The sequence below is a fragment of the Spirochaetia bacterium genome (genome assembly GCA_022482625.1).
GTDB lineage: Bacteria > Spirochaetota > Spirochaetia > Sphaerochaetales > Sphaerochaetaceae > Pleomorphochaeta.
Genome location: JAKVOU010000001.1, coordinates 2,076,984 through 2,100,784 on the forward strand (window position 1 = coordinate 2,076,984; position 23,801 = coordinate 2,100,784).

Sequence of the window (23,801 nt, forward strand, 5' to 3'; positions counted from 1 at the left end):
GTAAATCCTTGGACGATACACTTTCAAACATGATATTGTTTACCACTTTTCCTCACTGGATTTCTCCGGAGATTTTGCCAGGATTACCCTTCCGCTGGTATGGCTTGATGTATGTCCTGGCTTTTCTTACAGCCTATATATTGGTGAGGAAGGAAGCCCGGGATGGGACCGTTGTCTTGGATGCCGAACAGACCCAAGGATTGTTCTTTGCCGGTATCATCGGTTTGCTCTTGGGAGCTAGGCTTGTTTCTGTATTGGTATATGACGGGACTTCTTTTTATTGGACACATCCTTGGCTGATTTTTTGGCCTTTTGAGGGTAAGCATTTTGTAGGGCTTCCCGGCATGAGCTATCACGGAGGGCTTATAGGAGCAATCCTTGGCGTTATGATTTGGTGTCATCATAATGGAAAAAATTTCTTTGAAATTGCAGACAGCATCGTCGTTGCTGTTCCTTTAGGGTACACCTTCGGACGTTTGGGCAACTTTATCAACGGAGAACTTTGGGGACGGGTAACTACTTCTTCCCTCGGCATGATTTTTCCAAATGCCATTCATTTTTCTACGAACTATGCATGGGTAAGGGATATTGCGAACAAATTGTCCATTTCTTACGTCCAGGGATCAATGGTAAACCTGCCTCGTCATCCTTCCCAGTTGTATGAAGCCTTTTTTGAGGGGATTGTACTTTTCCTATGCCTTTGGTTCATTATCAAACCAAGGATTAAGGATCATTTTCCTGGTTATGGGCTGAGTTGGTATATCATAGGCTATGGTACCATAAGGTTTTTTATTGAATATTTCAGACAGCCTGATGAAAATCTGGGCTTTATTATAAAGCTTGGTCCAGCTGACAGCAATCCGGCTTTGTTGCAATCTTTCCTTAACTTCAGTCTTGGACAAATCTTTTGTTTTGCAATGATTATTGCCGGAATTGTGCTTTATATAATTCTGAACCATATGAAAGAGGTAAAAAACAATGACAATAGATGAAAAAGTAAAAGAACTGAGAACGTTGATGGCAAAGGAAGGCTTGGATGCCTATTTCATCAACGGGACAGGGCCTCATAACAGTGAATATGTGTGTGATAGATGGAAAACAAGGCAATTCATCACTGGATTTACCGGTAGTGCCGGAACTGTGGTAGTTACTGCTGATGATGCTGTACTTTGGGTAGATTCCAGGTATTTTATCCAGGGTGCCCATCAGATCGAAGGTTCCTGTTTTCACTTGATCAAGGAAGGGATTGACAATAATCCGGGGCCCTTGGCCTGGTTGGTTGCACATCTGGACAAAGGTGCCGTCATCGGCATTTCGGCTGATACCCTTATGCTTGGTGAAATGGACAAGATGCAACAAGAACTTGTAGGACTGCAGTTACGTCCTACCCATGACCTTTTGTCTCCTATCTGGAAAGACAGGCCTTCTGTCCCAGAGGAAAAAGTCGTTGCACTTCCTGAAGGGATTGCCGGAGAAACGCGTGCTCATAAACTGCAGCGAATAAGGCAGCATATGCAGGAGAGGCAGTGTAGCTGGTTCCTATTGCCGACTTTGGATGATATTGCATGGACAATGAACCTAAGAGGCCAGGATATCGAGTATAATCCGGTATTTATGGCCTATCTGCTTATCGGAACTGACAGTGCATATCTATTTACGTCAAGGAAACGTTTTACTTCTCAACTTCTTGAGAATGTAGAAAAAGAAGTGAAAGTCCTGGATTATGACAGTGCTGTCGATGCAATTGGTCATATCGTTGAACCTGGTAGCAGTGTGTTGCTTGATAGAAATATGGTCAATACACTTTTCAGCTCTATCCTGGGCAAGGTCAATGTCGTTGATGAGATGAATGTCACTACCCTTATGAAAGCCTGTAAGAATGAAGTTGAGTTGGAAGGCGAAAGAAAGGCACATCTGCTTGATGGCATTGCTTTGATCAATTTTCTTTCAAGTCTGGACTACTCAAAACCTCATTATGATGAAGCAGAACTAGCTGATAAACTGAATGAAGAGCGCCTGAAATGTAAGCAGTGTGTAGATGTTTCTTTCGGTACCATTGCTGGTTATCAGGAAAATGGGGCAATGTGCCATTACCGTCCGACACATGAAGTAACCAAGAAGGTAACAGGATCGGGGTTGCTTGTATTGGATAGTGGCGGACAATATGAATTCGGTACTACAGATGTCACAAGGACATTGCTTTTTGGCGAGCCGACAGCAGAGCAGAAGAGGGATTATACTTTGGTTCTGAAAGGTAATCTTGCCCTGGCTAGGCAGAAATTTCCTGAAGGAACACGTGGAATCCAACTGGATGTACTTGCCAAGCAATACTTATGGCAGGAAGGCCTGACCTTTTACCATGGTACCGGGCATGGTGTAGGGCATCGTCTTTGCGTGCATGAAGGGCCGCAGAGAATAAGCAGTGCCATGATAGATGTAGCTTTGAAATGTGGTATGGTGACTAGTGATGAACCAGGCCTTTATATAGAAGGAAAACATGGGATCAGAATTGAGAACTTGCTTGCGGTAAAGGAAGAAAAAAAGACTCCCTTTGGCCAATTCCTTGGTTTCGAGGTCCTTACCCTTTATCCCTTTGAACGACGCCTGATAGATGTAGGTTTGCTTTCTGATGAAGAAATCGCACAGATTGATACCTATCATGCAAGGGTGAGGAAGGCTCTCAAAGATAGAGTTGAAAAGAAAGCTGTTGCATTCCTTTTGGAAGCCACAGAGCCTTTGAAGAAAACGGCAAAATAATTGCTTATAGTACCTATGCAACTGTAGCCAAAGAAATTGAGGAGTAATATATGGTAGATGCATTGAAAAAGAACGGAAAAATTTCCAGGAAAGGCCCTGTTGTCCTTGTAATCATGGATGGTGTCGGTTTCGGGAAATATAAGGATGGAGATGCCGTAGCAGCATCTGATACAAAACATCTTGAGTCATTGTTCAAGGCATATCCTTGGACAAAGCTCAAAGCTCATGGAAAAGCCGTAGGACTTCCTTCGGATGCTGATATGGGAAACAGCGAGGTCGGGCATAATGCCATGGGATGCGGACGGGTATTTTCCCAAGGAGCAAAACTGGTTTCTGATTCAATCAATTCTGGAAAGATGTTCAAGGAAGCAACGTGGCAGAAGCTTTCCAAAAATGTAGTTGATCATGGAACGACCTTGCATTTTATCGGTCTTTTGTCGGATGGTAATGTGCATTCTCATATTGACCACTTGAAGAAAATGATTGTGCAGGCAAAGGCTGACGGTGTAAAGAAAGTCCGAGTACATGCTTTACTGGATGGTCGAGATGTTGGTGAAATGAGTGCACTTGACTATTTTGATCCTTTTGCCCAGTTCCTGAAAGATCTTTCTACAGATGGTTTCGATGCCAAGATAGCATCCGGTGGCGGACGAATGGTCATTACTATGGACCGCTATAACGCAAATTGGGACATGGTAAAGAAAGGTTGGGAAACCCATGTCTTAGGAGAAGGGAGACTTTTTGCCAGTGCTCATGAGGCCATTGAAACTCTTCGTAAAGAAACCGGTGCAATAGATCAGGATTTGCCTCCATTTGTCATTGCGGAAAATGGGAAACCAATCGGAACCATCAACGACAATGATTCTGTTATCCTTTTCAATTTCAGAGGTGACCGTGCCCTTGAAATAACCAAGGCTTTTGAAGCAAAGGACTTGAAGGAATTTGATCGGAAAAGACATCCGAAAGTCGAATATGCAGGGATGATGGAATATGATGGAGACCTGCATGTTCCCCATCAGTATCTTGTTTCTCCTCCGGCCATAGACAAGACTATGGCAGAATATCTCTGTGCCAGTGGAGTGAAACAGTTCTCTATTTCTGAAACTCAGAAGTTCGGTCATGTTACTTATTTTTTCAATGGCAACAAGACTGGCAAGTTTGATGAAAAGCTTGAAGAATACGTTGAAGTCCCTTCTGATATCGTGCCGTTTGAACAACGTCCTTGGATGAAATGTGCAGAAATTGCAGACAGGGTCATAGAAGAAGTCAAAGAAGGAAAATGGGATTTTATCAAACTGAATTTTCCAAATGGTGATATGGTCGGGCATACCGGAGTGTTTGAGGCTGTCGAATGTTCCATGGAAGCAATGGATTTGCAGATCGGAAGGATGTATAAGGCAGTGAAGGCCGCAGGTGGTATCATGGTCATTACTGCAGACCATGGCAATGCAGATGATATGTATGAGCATGGCAAGGATGGAAAATTGAAGCTTAAGGAGAACGGAGAACCAAAATCAAAGACTTCCCATTCATTGAATCCCGTTCCTTGCATCATTGTTGATCCTGAGTATAACGATGAATATGACAAGAAACTTGTAGAGGGGCTTGGTATCAGCAGTATTGCTGCAACATGCATGAACCTGTTGGGTTTTGTCCCTCCTGAGGAATATGATTCATCCATTGTTCGCATGAACTGACAGTAAATTCCATTTATAAAGGATCTGGAAAGTTTTTCTGGGTCCTTTTTCTTTTTAGAAGAAACAATCTGTTAAAGATGATGAAAAAATACCATATAGGGGATATATGGATAATTAAAAATAGTTATTTAGAACATAATTATTTTTCTCATTTTAATTGTCAGAAATAATAATACTTGTTATACTAATGGCGTATTGTTTGCAAGCAAGAGAAAAGTTCTTGTCGGAGCTTTTGCTCCGACAGGTATATCTGATTAAACTGTTTTTCCTATTTTTGGAATTGTTCAATAAATAACAAAAATAATCAATCGAAATAATTTTTTTCCATAGCTACATCTTTGGGTTTTTGATCCAAAAAGAGGCTGGAAGCTTTCCTATCGGGGCTATTGCCATCTCTTGGTACAGAACAATGCTTTTATCTGTTGCGATATTATCGTAACCATACCTATAACCCATTTTATAATTGTGGATGACTTATTGATTTGCTCTTGAAAGAAAGTTGCTTAATCTTCAAGCTTTCTGCTGGGCGAAAATCAATAGAAAAAGCTTGTATAGGCTATATATCTAGAAAGCATGGATTTCTTTTAATTTTTCTTGTTTTATAGCTATGTCAGATTCTGTAAGTTCTTATGTTTTGAATCAACAGGAAGGAGCCGACAAGTAGGAAAAGCACGGATAATAAATTGCCGAAAAAAAGGTTTACAAATTCGAAACGGGCAAGAAAAGTTGCAAGCATAAGCAATGTGTACGAAATGAATTTTATCTTTCCATGTCTTGAATATGATTTCCATGAAAAGGGATTGAGTGTCAGTAAAGCAACCAGCATAAGTGCAGTAAACAGTATGTTGAATTTTTGTTGTGGAACCAGTGGAAGCCAGATGTTTGTTGTTGTCGGAGATGAGATTGGGGTAATCTTGACGATGACTAGGCTGAATATCAAAGCAAACAAGATATATTGGGCATTTGTTTTTGTATTTACTTCATTTCGAAATAATGCAATGAGAAAGAAAAGAAGAGCAGCAAATATCAAGCAGAAAAGATGAACTTCTGCGATGAAAACCATCGGAATCAAATTGATCTTTACAACTTGCTGAAAGCTTGGAAGTACAATAAGCCCATCTAAGCTAAGACAAAGCAACAGGATATGCAGACTTTGTGTTTCTAAATCAACATTCCTAGGAGAAAGCTGCAAAAGTTGGAAAGCAACGACAACGTAGATTATTTCTCTGATGAAAATCGGTAGGAACGTCTCGGGAAGTACAAAGGTAGATATATGTTCCCTGAACAATAGGATTGAAGCTGAGGCAATAGCAAAAAGAATCACTGCGGCAATAATGGTCTGTATGGAAAAGATTGCCTTTCTTATCAGCTTGTTCATATCCTAGAGAATGTCCTCATACATTACCTGTGTACCGGTTTCCAGCCAAAGAGAAGTTACTGAAGCTCCAAGGCAGGCAAGATACGAATCTATCATAGTCCCGATGCCGCACAGTAATGGCAGGATACCTACAAGTGTCATTTCTGCTTCATGAAGATCTATACCCAGCATCTTGAGCGTAAGGTAAGTGATAAAGAACACTTCGTAACCGAGGTAAGCACTGCTGATGAAGGAGACCACAGTACATCCCATTGCAATGATTAGAAGAAGCTGTATGGAAGGAATAGTTCCTGACGCTGCATAAACAAGGCCGATGATGCTGAAAGAGGATACCAGTGCACTTCCGCCTTTTGAAAATATAATATTTATCGGAATCGTAGAAGATGCGACTCTTTTTTGAATGCCAAGACTTTTCCTGGATACAGCAAGGGTAATCGGAGAAGCAAAGAAAATATTAGCAGAAAACAGACTTGCGAGCAGAGGAGCCAACGACCGATAGAGGATACGGTACGGATTATCCTTGAACCCAGTGAAAATGCCAAATAGCAAAGGAAGGAGACCCAGCATTACGGCTAAAGCCAATATAAGGAGTACAAGAAGAAAATGTCCTGCAACAAAAACTGTACCTTCAGATTGCAATGTGGAAAAAAAGGCACTTGAAGCAAAGAAAACAAAAGCAAAGCCATAGATACTGAATGTCGTACTCAATTTATACATGACTTCGCTGAAAGAATTCATGACAACATATGCTGGTCTTATCATTTCATTTGAGGGCTTCAGGAAAAATCCGAGGAGCCAAGCTGTCAAGACAACGGGAAGCAACAGGCTTTGGGTTGAAGCCAGAGTATAGAACGGATTAGCAGGGACCAACGATTGTGAAACAGCTTTACGTACTGCAGAAATATAGTTGACGACAGCCCCTGTGTCAGCTCCTGCAGTAGAAGTTGCAGGAAAAGCAACAGGAAGAATCTTGAAAACCAAGGTACCAGCCAAAGACAGTATTATAGTTGATAGCAACGACCACAAAAATGTCGAACCTGCGGTTTTTGCTCCCAGTCTATCTTTTCGAAGTGATGCAACAGCAGAAGCAAAAGTAATGAAAACAATTGGAATCAGAATAAATCCTCCCAATTGAATCAAGACTGAAGTTATCGATTGCACCAATCTGCAATACTGTGAAAATTGTCCTAGAAGCAGTGTGGTGGCCAAGCCCATCAACGTTGCCGTAAGATATGTTATCCAGCTTTTCATACGAAATAGCTTAACTCATCAAGTATCTGTAGTCAATGCAGAAACCTATACAATAAGTCTAGTTGGCTTTTCAAAAAGCTTCCTTTGATTCCCTTTAATTTATCAGCTTGTCAACTTTATACTCACTGGTACTTTCTTTTTCCAGATTCTGTTCCAAATATTCCATGAATGGGAAATCAGTATCAGGGAACAAACCGGCAGACAATGCACTGAGTATAATCAATTCTTGCATGGCTTCCTTGTTGTACCAGACAGTTCCTTGATATGTATTACACATTGCAAAATCCAAAGCTCCTTGGTGCTGAAGGAGGAGTTGCAATGCTTTTTTAGGATTTGTTCCCATGTAGCGGTAAGCAATCAAGAAAACAGCGCTTCCATGACAGATCCTTCTTGTCTGGTCACCCTTGCATCCGATTTCTTCGAGTTGGTTTTCAAAGAAATGGTCTGTGAGCATTTTGTCATTGGCTTCCAGCAGTTCTTCCAAACTCATCTTATCATTGACAAAAGGAGTGAGGAATAAGGCTCCGGCCATAACCAGAGGCAATTCATCCATGATTGTCACAAGATTGCATAGGATTGGATTATCCGTAAAAAGACTTGCAAATTTTGTCAGTGTCCCGAGCATTTTTGCCGGGATGATTTCTGCAGGAGGCCCCGGCAATAATTCCTTTGCTGTCGAAGGCATGTTTTCGTAGACCAAAGGTAGCTTTGCATACATTTCAGCAAGTTGAATAATCAGTTTTCTGTTCATTGCCTTTGTTGACTTGCTTTTTAACAGGGCAGTAAGCGTATCCAATGTATGGTGATTCCTTAAGCTTGTCATCGTGGAGAACAGTGGTTCGAGACGAAGCAAACGAACTGCATTTTCCATATCATCGATGCCTTTGCCTTCCAGCATGTTACAGATTTTTTCATAATTGCCATCCACGTCTTCAACTTCCTTGATCTGCATATACACACGACTCTCATAGCCGTTCAGATGTACCCACAATCCTTCTTCAAAGAGCCGGAGAGAAGGCACTATATAGTAAAGCCCATCGGAAAAATTCTTGCAGATGAGAAATCTTTTTCCGCTGACTGTCAATCCAAGAGCTTCGGCCAGTGACGTTGTTTTTTTCTGGCCTGTTGTTTTGTCGAGCTTTGGTGCGGAGGTACGAATGAAACCCTCCACTTGTTCATACTGGTTGTTGTAGAGTACAAGAGATTTTTCTTTACCGTAGCTGTTTGAATAACAGAAGGCTGATTCTTGGATGTTGGAGCCATTGCAAAGGTCGTAAAGCTGGAAATGCGCTACACCGCTGTAGAGGCTACGCTTTTTCAACAGGGGGAAAATTTTCTTTTCATGTCCTTCTACCAGTTGCTGGTTTGGCCATTCATCCCAGTATGCCCTGCGATATTCCATGCCATATTTTTCGTGAAAACCTTCAATTTGACCATGTCCGAACATCGGAAGCCCTGGCATTGTTGCCAGAAGTGTACAGACACCGAAATATTTATCTCCGTCTCCGAATTGACCGATTGCAGTTTCTTCATCAGGATTGCTCATAAAATTGACATATCTTTTCAGGATTTCTGGTTCGAAGCTTATTGTTGCCTTTATGGCTTCTCTGTACTTTCTGTTTTCCTGATTCTTGAGCATATTCATGAATGCACTGTTGTAGACCCTGTGCATACCCAGCGTCCTGACGAAATAACCCTCCATCATCCAGAAAGCTTCGGCTAACAGCAATGTATCGGGTAATTCCTGTGCCATTCTATCAACCACTTCTCTCCAGAACTCTTTTGGAATTCTTGCATCAAATTCCCTGTCTGTCAGGCTGTATGAGGCTCTTCCTGCAATATCACCGCCATGTCCAGGCTTTGGATACCAAAGTCTTTGGATGTGTTTTTTAGCCAAAGTCATAGCTGCGTCGAATCTGATGATGTGAAAATTCTGTGCAACATGTCTGATCTGCTGATACACGGCTTCTCGGGTAACCGGATTGAGAAAATCAAGCTGTGCGGTATCATTCCATGGCATGGAAGTTCCGTCATTTCCATGGAAAATATAACGGGTTTCTCCTGTACGTTTGTCAATGCGCCGAAATGTGACAGCCGCATCACTTTGGTCATAGTAGTGATCTTCGATTTTTATTTCAATGTCAGGATTACTTGAAAGGTCCGGTCCGTTGTAGGTATAGGATGGGAAAGGAGGAAAACTTTGTTGGAGAAAATACTCAGGATGATACATTACCCAATCACTGTCGATGCCTGTATGGTTCGGTACCATGTCGGAAGCTAGCTTGATACCTCTTTCTGCACAACGTTGCCTGAGGTTTTCCAAGGCTTCCCATCCTCCGATTGCGGGAGCGATTTCTTCATTCTTGAGAGAGTAAGCAGAGGCTTCTGCATCAGGATTTCCACATAGTTGCTTGATCCTTTTGCTTGCATCGCTTCGTTCCCAAAGCCCTATCAGCCATAACGCTGTAAAACCTCTCTCTTGTAGAAAGTCAAGTTCTTTGTCAGGAATCTGATCCAGTCGGGTAATTGAACATCCATAGAACTTACTGAGCTGGTCAAGCCAGACAAGTGTGCTCTTTGCAATCATTACCACATTAGGCATCCAATTACGGTCTTCGGAAAAGGCTTCATACTCATCCATGCTTCTGCTGTAATCAGGGACGTAGGTTTCTGGTTTTCCCGGAGTATTTCCGAAACCTCTTGGCTTTTCTTCTTCCTTAGCAAAGTCAATTGCGTTGAGTAGCAGCCGCTCGATTTCTTTTGGTATGAAATCCTTCCAAGCAGAAAGGATATATTGGAGTTGTTCAATAAGAGAATCGGGATGCAAACGTGCAGGGCGGGTCAGAAAAGAGAAAAGATCTTCATCAGTTCCGCCTACGGTCGGATTATTTTTCAGATATCCTCCCATCAGAGCTGAAAGAGCTTTGGTAGCTTGGGGAAAAACGACATTGTCCGGTGTAATGAAAGGCGCAATTGCCTTGACTATGGCAGGGTTGGTTGCCAAGACCTGATGGATGAAAAAGCCGCGGATTGTTTCTTCTGTAAAATAATCTATGTTCGGTACTTGCTCGGACAGAAGGGGCGAAGGGAATTCCTTTGCAAAGAATGCTATTACTTCCTGGCAGTCATAATTTTTACCGACCAATGATTCGATTCTTGAAAAGAAGTCGGTATTCGTGTGGGTGATATATTCTGTGATTATATGTTGGTATAGGTAATGAAGGATAGCACAAGCATTAAGGTGTGCCGCACTTATGTATAAATGCTTTTTTTTCTCTGTATTTGTCGAATTGAATCGGTATGCGATGTCTGCAGCCTGACGATAATATTCTGGGACGGGAATATCTGTTCTGAACAAAGGTGCAAAATAATTTATTTCCGTCCTGGTTCGGACGGAAATTCTCAGGTCTCTGGAATCCATGGTACATCCTCCTGACTGTTCTTATTGCAGTATAGCATAGTTATATTCAAATAGAGGATTATTCTTGTCTTTTGTCAGGATTTTCCTCCTGTTTGTTGGTCCGAGATGTATTTGTTTTCTCCTGTCCATCAAAGGGGAGAGGGACCTACTTGTTAAACATAAAAGATATTCGGGGGATACTCAAGCTGTAAGTAACCAAAGATGCTAACAAAGTGGTCTTGTTGAAATGCTGGACAGGTATCTCACAAGCCTAGACTTTATTCTGTTCACATGTTTGCTTTGATTTTTGTTATTGCTTTTTCAGTCAGTTGTGGTAGTTGATGTTTTTCTTCTTTTGAAAAATGGGATAGTACATATGAAGCCACATCCTGTTTTGTCGGCCGACCGATTCCGAACCTCAGTCTTAGGAATGAATCGCTTTTTAAATAATCCCTTATGGACTTCAGTCCGTTATGTCCTTTCAGTCCACCGCCGGCCTGGAGAGCAATTTCTCCAAATTCAAGCTCAAGGTCATCATGAACGACAAGCAGCTCTTCCGGATGGATTGCAAAATAGGTGGCAGCTAAGGCAACACTTCTTCCGCTTTCGTTCATGTATGTCTGGGGTTTCAATAGTTTTAAACCATTTTCACTTGCAAGCAATCCATTGAATTTTTTCTGGAAATTTGCCGAGGGATACATAACGTTGCAGATGGAAAACCCAATATTATGACGAGTTTCTTCATATTGCTTGCCGGGGTTGCCTAAAAAAACTATCATTTTGACCATAAGGTAACAATAGACCAAGAACGGGAGATTGACAACAATGTATATGCTTGGAGTATATGTACCGAAGGAATATCTTGAAAAAGTAAAGCAGGCACTGTTCTTTGCTGGTGGTGGCAAGTTTGGAAACTATGATTGCTGTTGCTGGCAGACGCGCGGTGAAGGGCAGTTTCGTCCCCTGGTTGGATCCGATCCTTTTCTCGGTACTGTAGGGAAAATGGAAAAAGTTGAAGAATGGAAGCTTGAGATGATTGTTCCGGAAGAAACGGCTGAAGCTGTCATCAAGGCTTTGAAAAAATCTCATCCTTATGAAGTTCCCGCTTACCATCTGCTGAAGATGGATGAAATTGATATGTGAGGTATACAGACGATGGAAAAGAACGACATCATTATTACATATGGTACTGATGGTTTTGCAATGACAAAGGATCTGCTTGCGCAGGTTCATATTGAAAATCTTATTCCCGATAAAAAAGCAAAAATTGCTTTGAAACCAAATCTTGTAGTTGCCAAGAGACCAGAAAGTGGTGCAACTACACATCCCTCGGTTGTCAGAGCTGTCATAGAATTTCTCCAGGAACATGGTTACGAGAATATCAAGATCATCGAATCTGCTTGGGTCGGTGACTCAACGAAAGAAGGCTTTGAAATCAACGGGTATGGCCAGATAAGCAGAAAATATGGTGTGCCTCTCGTAGATGTGAAGGACGATGCCTATGAAACGAAAACAATGGATGGCATAACAATGCAGATTAGCAGGGAAATCCTTTCAACGGACTTTTTGATTTCTCTTCCTGTGCTGAAAGGTCACTGTCAGACATGGATGACCTGTGCGCTCAAGAATATGAAAGGGTGTCTTTCTGACAGGAGCAAACGGTTGTTCCATTCATTGGGGCTTATGCGACCGATTGCAGCTCTGAATGCAATCCGATGTGCAGATTTGGTCATTGTGGATTCTCTGAATGGAGACTTGGATTTTGAAGAAGGAGGGAACCCTGTCCGTACTGACCGCATGTTTGTAGCCAGGGACTCCGTGCTCTGTGATACCTTCGGTGCTTCTTTGCTTGGATTCAGGAAAGAAGATGTCGAATATATTCCTCTTGCAGAAAAATTAGGCGTCGGTTGTGCAGATTTGAAAAAGGCAAGACTCATACAGCTTAACCAACCTTCTGTCGGCAACTTGGAAAAACCACGGGGGGCTGTTGCACATCTTGCAGCACATACCTTGCCTGACCAAGCCTGTTCTGCCTGTTATGGGAATCTCATTCATGCGCTGAAACGCTTGGAGGAAATTGACAAGTTAGATAGGGTAAAAGGCAAGATCTGCATAGGACAAGGGTATCGTGGAAAAACTGGCAAGGATATGATCGGTGTCGGTTCCTGTACGCATGGATTGGGGAAAAGCCTGCCGGGATGCCCACCTTCTGCTGATGATATCATTGCTTTTTTGTTGGATCGGTCATGAAAAATGTCATCGGCTGTGAGTAACACCGATTTTGGGGCAGCTGGTCTGTTCACTGCATAGGCTGCAACGAGGGCTTATGCTGAGACAGATATGCTGCCCATACGTTACCAGCAGTTCGTTGAGAGAAATCCAATATTTTTTCGGCATGATTTTCCGAAGAGCTCTTTCAGTTTCTTCGGGAGTCTTTGTCTGTACCCATCCCATCCTATTGGCTATCTGATGGACATGACAGTCGACGCATATGGCATCGATGCCGAAACCTAGGTTCAAGGTAAGATTTGCTGTTTTCAGTCCTACTCCCGGTAGTTTCATCAAATCATTTTGATCTGCCGGGACGGCTCCTCCATATTCCTTAAGCAACACCTTTGAAATGCTTATGATATTTTCAGCTTTTCGTCTGTAAAATCCACAGGGATAAATCAACCTTGAGATCTTTTCCATGCCCAAGGCGAGCATTTCCTGGGGAGTTTTTGCTTTTGCAAAGAGTCTGTGAGAAGCTTGAAGGGTAACAGTATCCTTTGTCCTGAGAGATAAAAGCGTTGAAATCAGGACAAGGAAGGGATCTCTGTCCGTTTCAATGGCAACGGTTGAAACAGAAGGCAATGGAGTCCCCTTCTTTTTCCAATGTCTTCAAAAGTCTTGCAAACAGAGCATCCCAATCTTTTTCTTTCATGACAATTCAGTCTATTCTTTGTTTTCTTTTCGGACAAGAGTAAAAAGGCACCTTCGGGGGCGAAGGTGCCAAGTGTAAGAGAAAAGTGTATAAGAACACTGTTTCACCAGGCTGTTTTAGACATCCGTATAAGACTTGTAGTTACATCGGATGTGGCTCTTTCCTTATATTTGTAGCATGTAGGGATTAAGCCAAGAGTTAGTATCAAGGGGAAAAGTGCTACTCTTTCATTGTCAAATAAAAGAGAAATTCATGATAACAGGAATGCTGGATATATCCAGAAGATTTTCTCGATTAGTCCGTTTTTTGTTCTTGATACCATTTCCCTTGGTACATAACAGAGTATATAACTACATGTTACTTGTGTCAATATATACGTTAAAATTATATAAATAAAATTGTAAAATTTTATAATTTTATATTCGATAGTGAATAAAAAATGTAAACATACTACATTAGAAGTGTTTGTTTGTGTAAATATGTAATTATACTACCTGTAGTATATCATAAAATATCTTTTTGGAAAGATGCTAGGTGACAACTTTGCAGGAATGTCTGGTTATTTTGGAATTTTCAAGTAACCTGATCGGAAGGATTGGATGGATTGGTCTGTTGCTCCTGGAAAGAAAAAATCCGTAGGTGCGACGATTGCTGCATCATCGAATTGTCTTGCGGATACAATGAGAACAGGCACCTTATCAGGCGCCTGTTCTCTATATAGTTCTTGAGATTTTACTCAGCAGCAATTGATTGACTAGTTCGTCGTGTAGGTAACCGTTACGTTACTATGGTAGCTACCAGCGGCAAGGGTCGTTTTAGGATTCCATTTCAGTTTGAATTGCCAAAGGGTGACAGCTGTACCTTTATGATATCCTGCAGGGAATGTGAAGTTTGCACTGTAGGTGTCTTCATATGCAATATTGACATTGATACCAGTATCAGCATTGTTGTTTGCATCCTGTAAGAAATTGGTTGCAGTTACGGTCGTATTATAGGTGGCCTGCTCTTTCAGATTTCCAGTTCCCTTGAGGGTGAAGACATCTGTTGAAGAAACGGTCGAAATATCACCGACGGAAATGTCGGTAAGAGTTCCTTCCGTCTTTGAGATCAAGGTGCTGTTGCTACCGTAATACAGATTCAATACGACGGCTGTTTCAGCTACATCAGACTTAAGCTTGACGTAATTGGAGGTAGAAGTCGTTGCAAAAGTTGCACTTGCTGCGATTGCTGCTACTGCGATGATTGCTGCTAATTTTTTCATTTTGTAATCCATCCTTAGTATTTTCTTTTAATCCAGTACCTTTTCCCTTGGTACAATCACATAGTACTGTATCTTGTAACTTATGTCAACAGAAAAGATAAAAATTTTCATTTATTTTTATAAAAAATATAATTATATATAATATAATAAATTATAATATTTATTGATGTCATAACATGAGAAAATATTAATTAATTTTAAGAATTTTGCATAAAAGTGTTTTGCCTTATGTTGCTTCTTAGGACAGAAGATGTGATAAAAATTTTGTTTTGTTTCCGATTGTTCGGTATCAAGAACCGGATAATATGGATGGTAAGTCAATCCTCTTGATTTTTTCCAACAACTAACCTAACGTGAAGTCATTATGATTGTAGTACTTAAACATAATATTACCGCATCACAAAAAACGGCGGTTAAGAAATTTCTTATAGACAGTGGTTTCAAAGTCAAAGAAATCGTTGGACAGGAAGAGACTGTTCTTGGTGCTGTCGGCAGGACAGGAATTGATCACCGTTCTGTTGAGCTGATGGAAGGCGTTTCCAAGGTTGTGCCAATCAGCAAACCCTATAAGCTTGCTTCAAGGGAGTTGAAAAAGGAAGACACTATCGTCAAGGTCGGAAATGTCAGCATCGGTGGTAACCGTATTGCAGTCATTGCCGGTCCCTGTGCCGTTGAATCAGAGAAACAGATAATGTCCATTGCTGCAGAAGTCCGTGAAGCCGGTGCAGTCATTCTGCGAGGCGGAGCTTTCAAGCCAAGGACTTCACCGTACTCTTTCCAGGGATTGGGGGAAGAAGGTCTCAAATATCTGCGCAAGGCTGGAGACAAATATGAGATGCCCATTGCAACGGAAGTCGTCAGTCCCATGGATGTTGAAATGATGTCCCATTATGTGGATATGTTTCAGATCGGTGCTAGGAACATGCAGAACTTTGAGTTGCTCAAGACTGTCGGAAGAACCGGCATGCCGGTATTGCTGAAACGAGGTCTTGCCGCAACTATTGAGGAATGGCTGATGGCGGCAGAGTACCTTATGGCAAACGGGACCGACCAGATCGTGCTCTGTGAAAGAGGTATACGGACATACGAACGGGCCACAAGGAATACGTTGGATTGCAGCGCAATTCCGATTGTCCAGAAACTTACGCACCTACCTGTCATCGGGGATCCCAGTCATGCAACAGGTATAAGGGATTTGGTTGCTCCTATGTCTCTGGCTCTCATTGCAAGCGGATCCTCCGGCCTTATTGTCGAAGTCCACAATCATCCGGAGGCTGCGCTCAGCGATGGACCGCAGTCTCTTTATCCTTCCCAGTTTGAAAAGCTGATGAGAGATGTCCAGACGATGGCTCCTGTCGTCGGGAAAAGCCTTGAGAGAATTCCTCGGATGTTGCCGAAAGGTCTTGAGGAGAAAGGAAAGGCTGCTGACCTTTCTTCGATGGTGGTTTCCTTCCAGGGAGAAAGAGGCGCTTTCAGTGAGCTGGCTGTCCGCCGTACTTTTGATGAAAATGCTGCAGTGTTGCCTCTGAAGGCCTTTGAAGATGTGTTTGAGAGTGTCATGAAAGGTGATGCAACATTCGGGGTTGTGCCTATAGAGAATACACTTGGTGGTACAATTTTCGACAACATAGACAACCTCTTGAAATATCCAGGTATCCAAGTAGTCGGAGAACAGCAGATTCGGGTCATTCATAATCTGATTGCCTTGCCTTCGGCAACAAAGGACCAGATCAAGAAAGTCTATTCCCATCCTCAGGGACTGGCACAATGTGAGGCTTACCTTCACAATGAATTGCCACAGGCTGAAGCCGTACCGTTCTTTGATACCGCTGGTGCCGTTGCCTTTATCAAGAAACAGGATGATCCATCTTTGGCTGCCATTGCCGGTGCACCGGCTGCAGCTTACTATGGCATGAAGATCCTCGCTCAGGGCATTGAATCACATCCAAGCAATTATACAAGATTCTATGTTCTTTCCAGGACCGAGAATGCGGCCTTCTTCAGAAGTTCAAGCAATCCGGACAAAGCTGCAATGACTTTTTCTGTCTCTGATACTCCTGGTGCTCTTTTCGAGGCACTTAAGGTACTTTCCCAAAGAGGCCTGAACCTGAAGAAACTTGAATCCCGTCCCATTCCTGGTAAGCCATGGGAGTATTCTTTCTTCGTTGAGACTGAACTGAAAGACCAACAGATTTTTGAACAGGCTTGCAAGGAAATGCAGCAGCAGTGTACGTCTTTCAGGGTGCTTGGTACCTTCAAGTCGGCGGAATAAGATTATGGCTGAACCAAAAGCCTACCCTTCCAGCCAGTTGCTTGTAGGCGTGCTTTCCAATCTCGATGAAGCAGAAGAAAAGACTGCTTTAGCCCGACTTGTTGATTTGTTCGGCCCTATAATGAAACGGACGGAATCCCGTCCGTTTTCCTATACTTCCTACTACGATGCTGAAATGGGAGGTCCTCCGCGACGTTTCTTTCTCCTTTTTGAAAAGCTGGTCGATCCCTCGACTCTCAGTGCCTTGAAATTGAAAACCAATGCCATGGAGCAGGAATATGCCCAAAAGGGACTTAGACGTCTCAATCTTGACCCTGGTCTTCTTAGCCTCAGTTCTCTTATCCTTGCATCTGCCAAGAACCGGAGCCATAGGATACCTATTGGCGGAAGCATCTATGCAGAAGTTACCCTTATCTATAAGGATGGCTGTTTTCGACCTTTGCCATGGACATACGCCGATTATGCCAGTCCTGAGTATCTGGATTGGTTCAAGACTTGCAGGCAGGAATTGCGACAGCGCCTGAGAAAGCAAAGCACTCATTTTCCTTTATAGGAGGATATGAATCCTTTCAGGCTATTGATACTGACCGGGGCTTTGTTTTTGATGGAATTGGAGAGTATTTCTTGCCAATTGGTCATGCCGGAACGGACAGTAACTGTCCATATTGACGAAGTACATCCCTTTGAAGCAGCAACTGACAGAAAACTTTGGTATACACTTTCCTATACTTCTGTTTCCGGCAAGCTAAGGAGTCTTTATGTCCCTGGACATATTGACCAGGTTTCCGTGGCTGTTGACAGGAATGCCTTTGTCTATTTTTTGGCGACACCGATAGGAGAATTCAATCCACTTGGCGGAGTATTGTTTCCTGATGGAACAGAAGATATTTATTTGCATTATGAAGATGGTAACTTGGTTTCATTTTTTGTTTCCTTGGATCAAAATTATACGGCAGTGGTCAACATGGTAAACTATGGGAAGGTCAGGCAAAAGCTGGAAAATATGAATGCTTTGGATGCCTTTGATAGGCGGAAATTGGCTTCGGACCTGCTCAATGGGAAACTTTGTGATTCTTCTTTTTCTGTGCAGGATTGCCTTACTGTCACGACAGGGCAAGTACCGAAAGGACATTGGATCAGTGAAGATTTGCGTGAGGAAGGTTTTTGGATTGATGGAACTTCTGATAAGATTGTTACGCTGTTTCTGTGTGAAGGGACACATCGGTATCTTGAAACCGAGAGTGGACGGATGCTGACAGTTGTTGTAGATGCTTCCGACAGGAAAGCCTATCTTACACTGTCCAAGGCCCCTCCTTGCCTGCTTTAAGTAATGGTTTCGGGGACTTGATATCTTTATTCAGCAGTTTTTCCATCCATACCATATCATGCCAAGTTCCTAGTTTATAACCGCACCGTGTAAAGCGTCCGATGGTTTCAAAACCTCTTTTTTTATGGAATTCGATACTTGCAGGGTTAGGAACGGAAATGCAGGCGTAGAGATTAAGGAAGTTGTGTTCTGCCAACAGCTGTTCAAGCCGGTCATATAAGATCGTACCGATGCCAGCATGTCTTTTTTTTTCTGTTACGTAAACGGACAATTCACAGGACCAATCATATGCCGGTCTGTTTTTGAATGTTGAAGCATATGCATAACCTACAATTTCTCCATCCATAACAGCGACTATGTAAGGATATTTCTTGCATGTGTTTTGGATCCTCTGGGAAAATTCTTCTATGGTCGGGACTGCATACTCAAAGGTAATTGCAGTCTTTTCGACGTATGGAGCATAAATATGTACAAGCTCTGCTGCATCTGAAGGCTTTGCTTGCCTGATTTGCATATCCTTATCCTCATCTGACAGAAACAGGACAGAAAATATTCTGTCCCGTTCTGTCTGTCTTGTTATTTGATGACGAAATTAACAAGTCTGCCCGGGATAGCAATTTTCTTGACAATGGTTTTTCCTTTCAGCCATTTGCTAATATTGTCGTTATCCATTGCCAAGGAAATCATTTCTTCCTTAGGCGTTTCTTTCGGCATCATGGTTTTCGCCCTGACCTTGCCATTGACCTGTATGACTAGCTGGACCTCATCATCGATAGTCAGCTTTTCGTCATAGACAGGCCAGGCCACTTTTGAAACTGAAGGTTCATGCCCTGCCCGTTGCCACAGTTCTTCTGCAAGATGAGGTACGTAAGGCGAGAGCAGTTTGATTAGAGTCTCCCATACTTCGCGAGGAAGCGTCTCTGTCTTGTAAAGCTCGTTTACCAATACCATCATCTGTGAAATTGCCGTATTGAAACTTAGGTTTGCCGTATCATCAGTGACTTTCTTTATGGTCTTGTGCAGGAGCCTTTCCAAATCCTTGCTGGGTTTTTCTTCGGTGATCGTCCTTTCATCTCCGAGTCTCCATACCCTGTCAAGGAACCGGTAGACCCCGGAAATTCCAGAAGTAGACCAAGGCTTAGATACTTGCAGCGGTCCCATGAACATTTCATACATCCTCATCGAGTCTGCGCCATAGGAGGTAATTATGTCATCAGGATTGATGACATTCTTGAGACTCTTTGACATCTTGGCAATGACCCTGGTAAGGGGAATATCAGTTCCCTTTTCTACAAAATGATCATTTCCTTTGTCTTCGACCATATCGACGGAAACCAACGATTTGTCTGGCCTTTCATAAGCAAAACTTGTTATCATGCCTTGATTGATAAGACGATGGAAGGGTTCTTTTGTATTAACCATGCCCAAATCATAGAGCACTTTATGCCAGAATCTTGCATAGAGCAAATGTAAGACGGCATGTTCGGCCCCGCCTACATAAAGATCTACCGGCATCCAGTAGTTCATCTTTTCTTTGCTTACGAATTCCTTGTCGTTATGCGGGTCGAGATAACGCAGATAATACCAGCATGAACCGGCCCACTGAGGCATGGTATTTGTTTCCCGTTTTGCAGGACCGCCACAAACCGGGCATGTAGTATTGACCCATGTATCGATCTTTGCCAAGGGGCTTTCTCCTGTTCCGCTTGGCTCGTAGCTGTCTACTTCAGGTAGTAACAGCGGCAATTGGTCTTCAGGTACGAGTACATTTCCACACTTGGGGCAATGTACCAATGGAATGGGTTCACCCCAATATCTTTGTCGGCTGAATATCCAATCCCGGAGTTTGTAGTTGACTGCTTTGTGTCCATAGCCTTTTTCTTCAAGCCATGCAAGCATCTTGTCAATGGCATCCTGTTTGTCAAGGCCGTCCAGAAATCCGGAATTGACATGAATACCGTCTTCTGTCCATGCTTGTTTTTGGACATCTACCTTGCTTTTCAATACTTCAATGATAGGAAGATTGAATTTCTTGGCAAAATCCCAGTCACGGGTATCATGTGCCGGTACGGCCATGATGGCTCCGGTTCCGTAGCTGATCAATACATAGTCTGCAATCCAGATAGGGATTTTTTTCCCATTTACCGGGTTGATCGCATAGCTGCCTGAGAATATGCCTGTCTTGTCTTTCGCGAGATCTGTCCGTTCCATGTCGCTTTTTTTTGCAACTTCGTCCAGATACTGTTCCAGTTCTTTCTTGTGTGCTTCTGTAGTAAGTTTATGTACCAGAGGATGCTCAGGTGAGATGACCATATAGGTCGCTCCGAAGAGCGTGTCACAGCGGGTCGTATAAACCTCAAGCTTATCGTCAAATTTTTCAAGCTGGAAGAAAACAGCCGCACCTTCACTTCTACCTATCCAATTACGTTGCATCGTCTTGACTGATTCGGGCCAATCCAGTTCATCAAGACCTTCAAGCAACTTGTCGGCATAGGCGGTGATTTTCAAGACCCATTGACGGATGTTCTTTCTGACAACAACAGTCCCACATCGCTCGCATCGGCCTTCTTTGACTTCCTCATTGGCTAGTCCGGTCTTGCAGCTGGGACACCAATTTATGGGTGTCTGAGATTCATAGGCAAGTCCCCGCTTGTAAAGCTGCTCAAAGATCCACTGCGTCCATTTATAATAATCCTCCTTGTGCGTGGATATTTCCCGGTTCCAATCGTAGCTGAAACCCAAGCTTTTGATTTGTCTTCTGAAATTGTCTATGTTCTTTTCTGTAGTTTCCCTTGGGTGTGTCCCTGTCTTGATGGCATAGTTCTCTGCCGGTAGACCAAAGGAGTCAAATCCCATGGGATGCAGTACATTGTAACCTCTCATCCTCAGAAAGCGGCAGTAGATATCAGTCGCTGTGTAACCTTCCGGATGACCGACATGCAGACCTGCTCCTGAGGGATAAGGAAACATGTCCAATACATACTTGCGTTTTTCCGGTGGGAAAGATGCATCTTCAGCAGTGGCGAAGGTCTGGTTTTTTTCCCAGTAAGCCTGCCATTTCTTTTCTATTTCGTTAAATGGATACGTGCTCATGCGTCCAATCATACCTTTGCCGTTTGGTTGCGTCAATAAAATGAAGGCATTGACATCCATATTCCTTTTTTCTTTCTAAAACAGCCTCAGGGAAGCAGGCTTCCACATATACTTCTTGATGAAAAGAACGGGTTCCGTTACCGTTGGTCAGGGAGTTTTCGGGATGTCAAATATCTTCATTTCAATTGTATTGTCCTGTTTCTTTTTCTGCTTTGTTCTCGTGCGGATTGCGGCAAGGAAAGCCGTATATCCTAGGGTCCCGACCCTTGAGGGAACAGAAAGGACAGTCAGGGAAGCCGGGCAATGGGGAGCTTATGATTCTCTTTCCAAACAGCCTTTGGACTTTATGCTTGCTGATGGGTATATGATCCATGGGGTTCTGATTCTGGCTCCTGTGAAGACGGATCGGTACGTTGTTTTTGTACATGGATTTGGTTTTTCCCGTTACGGTGGCATAAAATATCTGCCTCCTTTTCTTAAGAATGGTTATAATGTCTTTCTGTATGACTTGCGGGGTCATGGGGCCAATAGTAAAGCTTTTGTCGGTATGGGGGAGCAGGAAAGCCGGGACCTTATGGAAATCATCAGCCAAATGAGGCAGCGTTTCGGCAAGCATATCCATATAGGCCTGCAGGGAGAATCACTTGGGGCTTTTACCGCATTGCTTGTTGCTGCTTGTCGGAACGACATTTCCTTCTGTGTCGAGGATTGTGCTTACAGCAATACCAAGGACGAACTTACCTATCAACTGCATAAGCAGATGCACCTGCCATCCTTTTTTCTATCCGTTGATTGCTTGTTTTGCGAAGTATCGCTATGGACAGCATTGGAATGACTACGATGCCCGCAGGGCTCTTGCCGATTGCAAAGTTCCAATTCTTTTTATCCATGGTGATGCTGATTTGTTTACGCCTCCTGTTATGGCAAGACAATTATATGACAGTGCGGCAAAGAGCAAGTATAGAAAACTTGTATATGTAAAAAATGCCGGGCATGCCTTATCTCAACCTACAGATCCTGTTCTTTATGATAAGGAAGTAGAGGATTTCCTTAAGCATGTCATTTGTTGAGGCTCTGTTTTCCAAGTGTATTGCTAAGCGCTTGAAGCGACCGTCTTTTTGTAATACACTCAACATATGTTAGGTAAAAACAAAGAAACCATCAGCCTTGAAACATTGGCGGAAATGTTCGGGAATCTGTCGGAACAGGATCGCCAGAGGGTCATTGCATTGGCCGAACTGGCAACGGATGCTCCCGACAAGCATCGGGACAGTCACGAGGACATGCCGCGTTGTCCCCACTGCTCCGGTGTCCATGTCCGTCGCAACGGCTTCGTCAGGGGCAGGCAGCGGTATCTCTGCGGGGATTGCGGGCGTACGTTCGGGGCGACCACCGGTTCTGTGCGATACAAGAGCAAGCACGGCAAGGAAACCTGGGAGGCCTATCTGGAGGCATTCGCCCTGAGGCTTCCCTTGCGGGAGGCCGCACGCAAGTGCGGCATAGCGCTGAGCACCTCGTTCTTCTGGCGGCACAAGATCCTCGATGCACTGGCGACGGGATCCACGGGGAACTTGCTCAGCGGCCGGGTACAGGAAGACGAGACGTACATCCAGGACAACTACAAAGGCAACTGCGATGCGGAAAACAACTTGGGAATTAGGGGAAAGCGGCATCGGAGCCCGGCATACAAGACCCATAGGGTGACGGGCCATCGTCATGAGAGAGGGAAAGCGACCCATACGAGGGGCTTGAGCAACCAGAAGGTCTGCGTGCCGTGCGCCATCGACGAGCAGGGGAAGACCCTGGCGAAGGCTGCCGGCAGGGGGATGGTGCAACCCCGCTACCTTTCCTTTGTCCTGGCCTCGCACCTGGGCGATGACGTGGTGATGGTGACCGACAAGAGCCGGGCAAGCCGGGAATTCTGCGCCTCGGATGGCCTGCCGGTGGTACAGCTGAAGGCGGGCATACAGGGATGCCCGGTACGAGGGCGATACAACTTGCAGAAGGTCAACAGCCTGCATAGCCGTCTTCGGGGGCTGCTGGCTGGATTCAGGGGTGTCTCCACGAAATATCTTGACAACTATCTTGCCTGGAATGGCTTCGAGGTCGAGAACCCCGGATCGAATCGCCTGGATCTGAAAACCGTATTGCTGGACAAGATGCGGACAATCGGAACATGTTCAACCTATTGGGGGATATTTCACAAGCCTCCCTTGCCTTTTCCCACTGTTGGCTAGCCCTGCAATACACTCGGAAAACAGAGCCTTTGTTGAAATAGAAGGATGAAGAAAAAGTTGTCCTTGGTTTCTTTTAAAGAAAATAGTTTTCATCAGTACCTTATGGATTTTTCATCATGTAGATATATAAAAATTTATTATAGATATATAATAGACTATTATCTCGTTTTATTAATGTCCTGTGGTATGCTCTCCTTATATTTTT

19 protein-coding genes are annotated in these 23,801 nt (G+C 43.4%); 11 read left to right on the forward strand and 8 right to left on the reverse strand.

Features of this window, described 5'->3' with window-relative positions; genetic code table 11:
- The first annotated feature begins 29 nt into the window (after positions 1-29).
- From lgt to gpmI, 3 genes are read left to right on the forward strand one after another with little or no spacing between them, the layout of a single operon-like run.
- Positions 30-992, forward strand: coding sequence for a prolipoprotein diacylglyceryl transferase (lgt, locus tag LKE40_09435; protein ID MCH3917666.1), 963 nt, complete (start codon positions 30-32; stop codon positions 990-992).
- Positions 979-2,757: an aminopeptidase P family protein gene (locus LKE40_09440; GenBank protein ID MCH3917667.1), complete on the forward strand. Its 1,779-nt coding sequence runs from the start codon at positions 979-981 to the stop codon at positions 2,755-2,757. The genes lgt and LKE40_09440 overlap by 14 nt, the downstream gene beginning before the upstream one ends.
- A 50-nt stretch (positions 2,758-2,807) precedes the next feature.
- Entirely contained in the window at positions 2,808-4,454 is a 1,647-nt protein-coding gene (gene gpmI / locus LKE40_09445; protein MCH3917668.1) for a 2,3-bisphosphoglycerate-independent phosphoglycerate mutase, read from the forward strand.
- 610 nt (positions 4,455-5,064) lie between these two features.
- Here the strand turns inward: gpmI and LKE40_09450 are convergent.
- The 4 genes from LKE40_09450 to pth all read right to left on the reverse strand — a co-directional run bounded on the left by LKE40_09450 (position 5,065) and on the right by pth (position 11,271).
- Complete coding sequence (locus LKE40_09450) at positions 5,065-5,832, reverse strand: hypothetical protein (protein MCH3917669.1); 768 nt, start codon at positions 5,830-5,832, stop codon at positions 5,065-5,067.
- A gap of 3 nt (positions 5,833-5,835) precedes the next feature.
- On the reverse strand, positions 5,836-7,083 hold the full coding sequence (locus LKE40_09455) for a cation:dicarboxylase symporter family transporter (GenBank protein MCH3917670.1): 1,248 nt from the start codon (positions 7,081-7,083) through the stop codon (positions 5,836-5,838).
- Between the two features lie 94 nt (positions 7,084-7,177).
- Entirely contained in the window at positions 7,178-10,504 is a 3,327-nt protein-coding gene (locus LKE40_09460; protein MCH3917671.1) for an alpha-amylase family glycosyl hydrolase, read from the reverse strand.
- A gap of 266 nt (positions 10,505-10,770) precedes the next feature.
- A complete protein-coding gene (pth, locus tag LKE40_09465) occupies positions 10,771-11,271 on the reverse strand; it encodes an aminoacyl-tRNA hydrolase (GenBank protein ID MCH3917672.1) in 501 nt (166 codons plus the stop codon).
- Positions 11,272-11,308: 37 nt separating this feature from the next.
- Between pth and cutA the strand changes: the two genes are divergently transcribed.
- Entirely contained in the window at positions 11,309-11,626 is a 318-nt protein-coding gene (cutA, locus tag LKE40_09470; protein ID MCH3917673.1) for a divalent cation tolerance protein CutA, read from the forward strand.
- A gap of 12 nt (positions 11,627-11,638) precedes the next feature.
- Entirely contained in the window at positions 11,639-12,733 is a 1,095-nt protein-coding gene (locus LKE40_09475) for a DUF362 domain-containing protein (GenBank protein MCH3917674.1), read from the forward strand.
- A gap of 6 nt (positions 12,734-12,739) precedes the next feature.
- Here LKE40_09475 and LKE40_09480 read toward each other — a convergent pair whose 3' ends face one another.
- Together LKE40_09480 and LKE40_09485 are read right to left on the reverse strand one after the other, a co-directional pair.
- A complete protein-coding gene (locus LKE40_09480) occupies positions 12,740-13,336 on the reverse strand; it encodes an endonuclease III (protein ID MCH3917675.1) in 597 nt (198 codons plus the stop codon).
- An 824-nt stretch (positions 13,337-14,160) separates the two neighbouring features.
- Entirely contained in the window at positions 14,161-14,667 is a 507-nt protein-coding gene (locus tag LKE40_09485; GenBank protein ID MCH3917676.1) for a hypothetical protein, read from the reverse strand.
- Between the two features lie 364 nt (positions 14,668-15,031).
- Between LKE40_09485 and aroF the strand changes: the two genes are divergently transcribed.
- From aroF to LKE40_09500, 3 genes are read left to right on the forward strand one after another with little or no spacing between them, the layout of a single operon-like run.
- Positions 15,032-16,939: a 3-deoxy-7-phosphoheptulonate synthase gene (gene aroF / locus LKE40_09490; GenBank protein ID MCH3917677.1), complete on the forward strand. Its 1,908-nt coding sequence runs from the start codon at positions 15,032-15,034 to the stop codon at positions 16,937-16,939.
- Between the two features lie 4 nt (positions 16,940-16,943).
- Complete coding sequence (locus LKE40_09495) at positions 16,944-17,492, forward strand: DUF4416 family protein (GenBank protein MCH3917678.1); 549 nt, start codon at positions 16,944-16,946, stop codon at positions 17,490-17,492.
- Between the two features lie 6 nt (positions 17,493-17,498).
- On the forward strand, positions 17,499-18,266 hold the full coding sequence (locus tag LKE40_09500) for a hypothetical protein (GenBank protein ID MCH3917679.1): 768 nt from the start codon (positions 17,499-17,501) through the stop codon (positions 18,264-18,266).
- Here LKE40_09500 and LKE40_09505 read toward each other — a convergent pair.
- Positions 18,232-18,780: a GNAT family N-acetyltransferase gene (locus LKE40_09505; GenBank protein MCH3917680.1), complete on the reverse strand. Its 549-nt coding sequence runs from the start codon at positions 18,778-18,780 to the stop codon at positions 18,232-18,234. The genes LKE40_09500 and LKE40_09505 overlap by 35 nt on opposite strands.
- 62 nt (positions 18,781-18,842) lie before the next feature.
- On the reverse strand, positions 18,843-21,359 hold the full coding sequence (gene leuS / locus LKE40_09510) for a leucine--tRNA ligase (GenBank protein MCH3917681.1): 2,517 nt from the start codon (positions 21,357-21,359) through the stop codon (positions 18,843-18,845).
- 163 nt (positions 21,360-21,522) lie between these two features.
- On the opposite strand from leuS, the gene LKE40_09515 reads away from it, so the two are divergent.
- The 3 genes from LKE40_09515 (at position 21,523) to LKE40_09525 (ending at position 23,596) form a co-directional block, all read left to right on the forward strand.
- Complete coding sequence (locus tag LKE40_09515) at positions 21,523-22,194, forward strand: alpha/beta fold hydrolase (GenBank protein MCH3917682.1); 672 nt, start codon at positions 21,523-21,525, stop codon at positions 22,192-22,194.
- On the forward strand, positions 22,148-22,429 hold the full coding sequence (locus LKE40_09520) for an alpha/beta hydrolase (protein ID MCH3917683.1): 282 nt from the start codon (positions 22,148-22,150) through the stop codon (positions 22,427-22,429). Before LKE40_09515 ends, LKE40_09520 begins: the two co-directional genes overlap by 47 nt.
- A 213-nt stretch (positions 22,430-22,642) precedes the next feature.
- Positions 22,643-23,596 carry an IS1595 family transposase gene (locus tag LKE40_09525; GenBank protein MCH3917684.1) on the forward strand — a complete coding sequence of 318 codons (954 nt, stop codon included), beginning with the start codon at positions 22,643-22,645 and terminating at the stop codon, positions 23,594-23,596.
- Positions 23,597-23,801 lie beyond the last annotated feature (205 nt).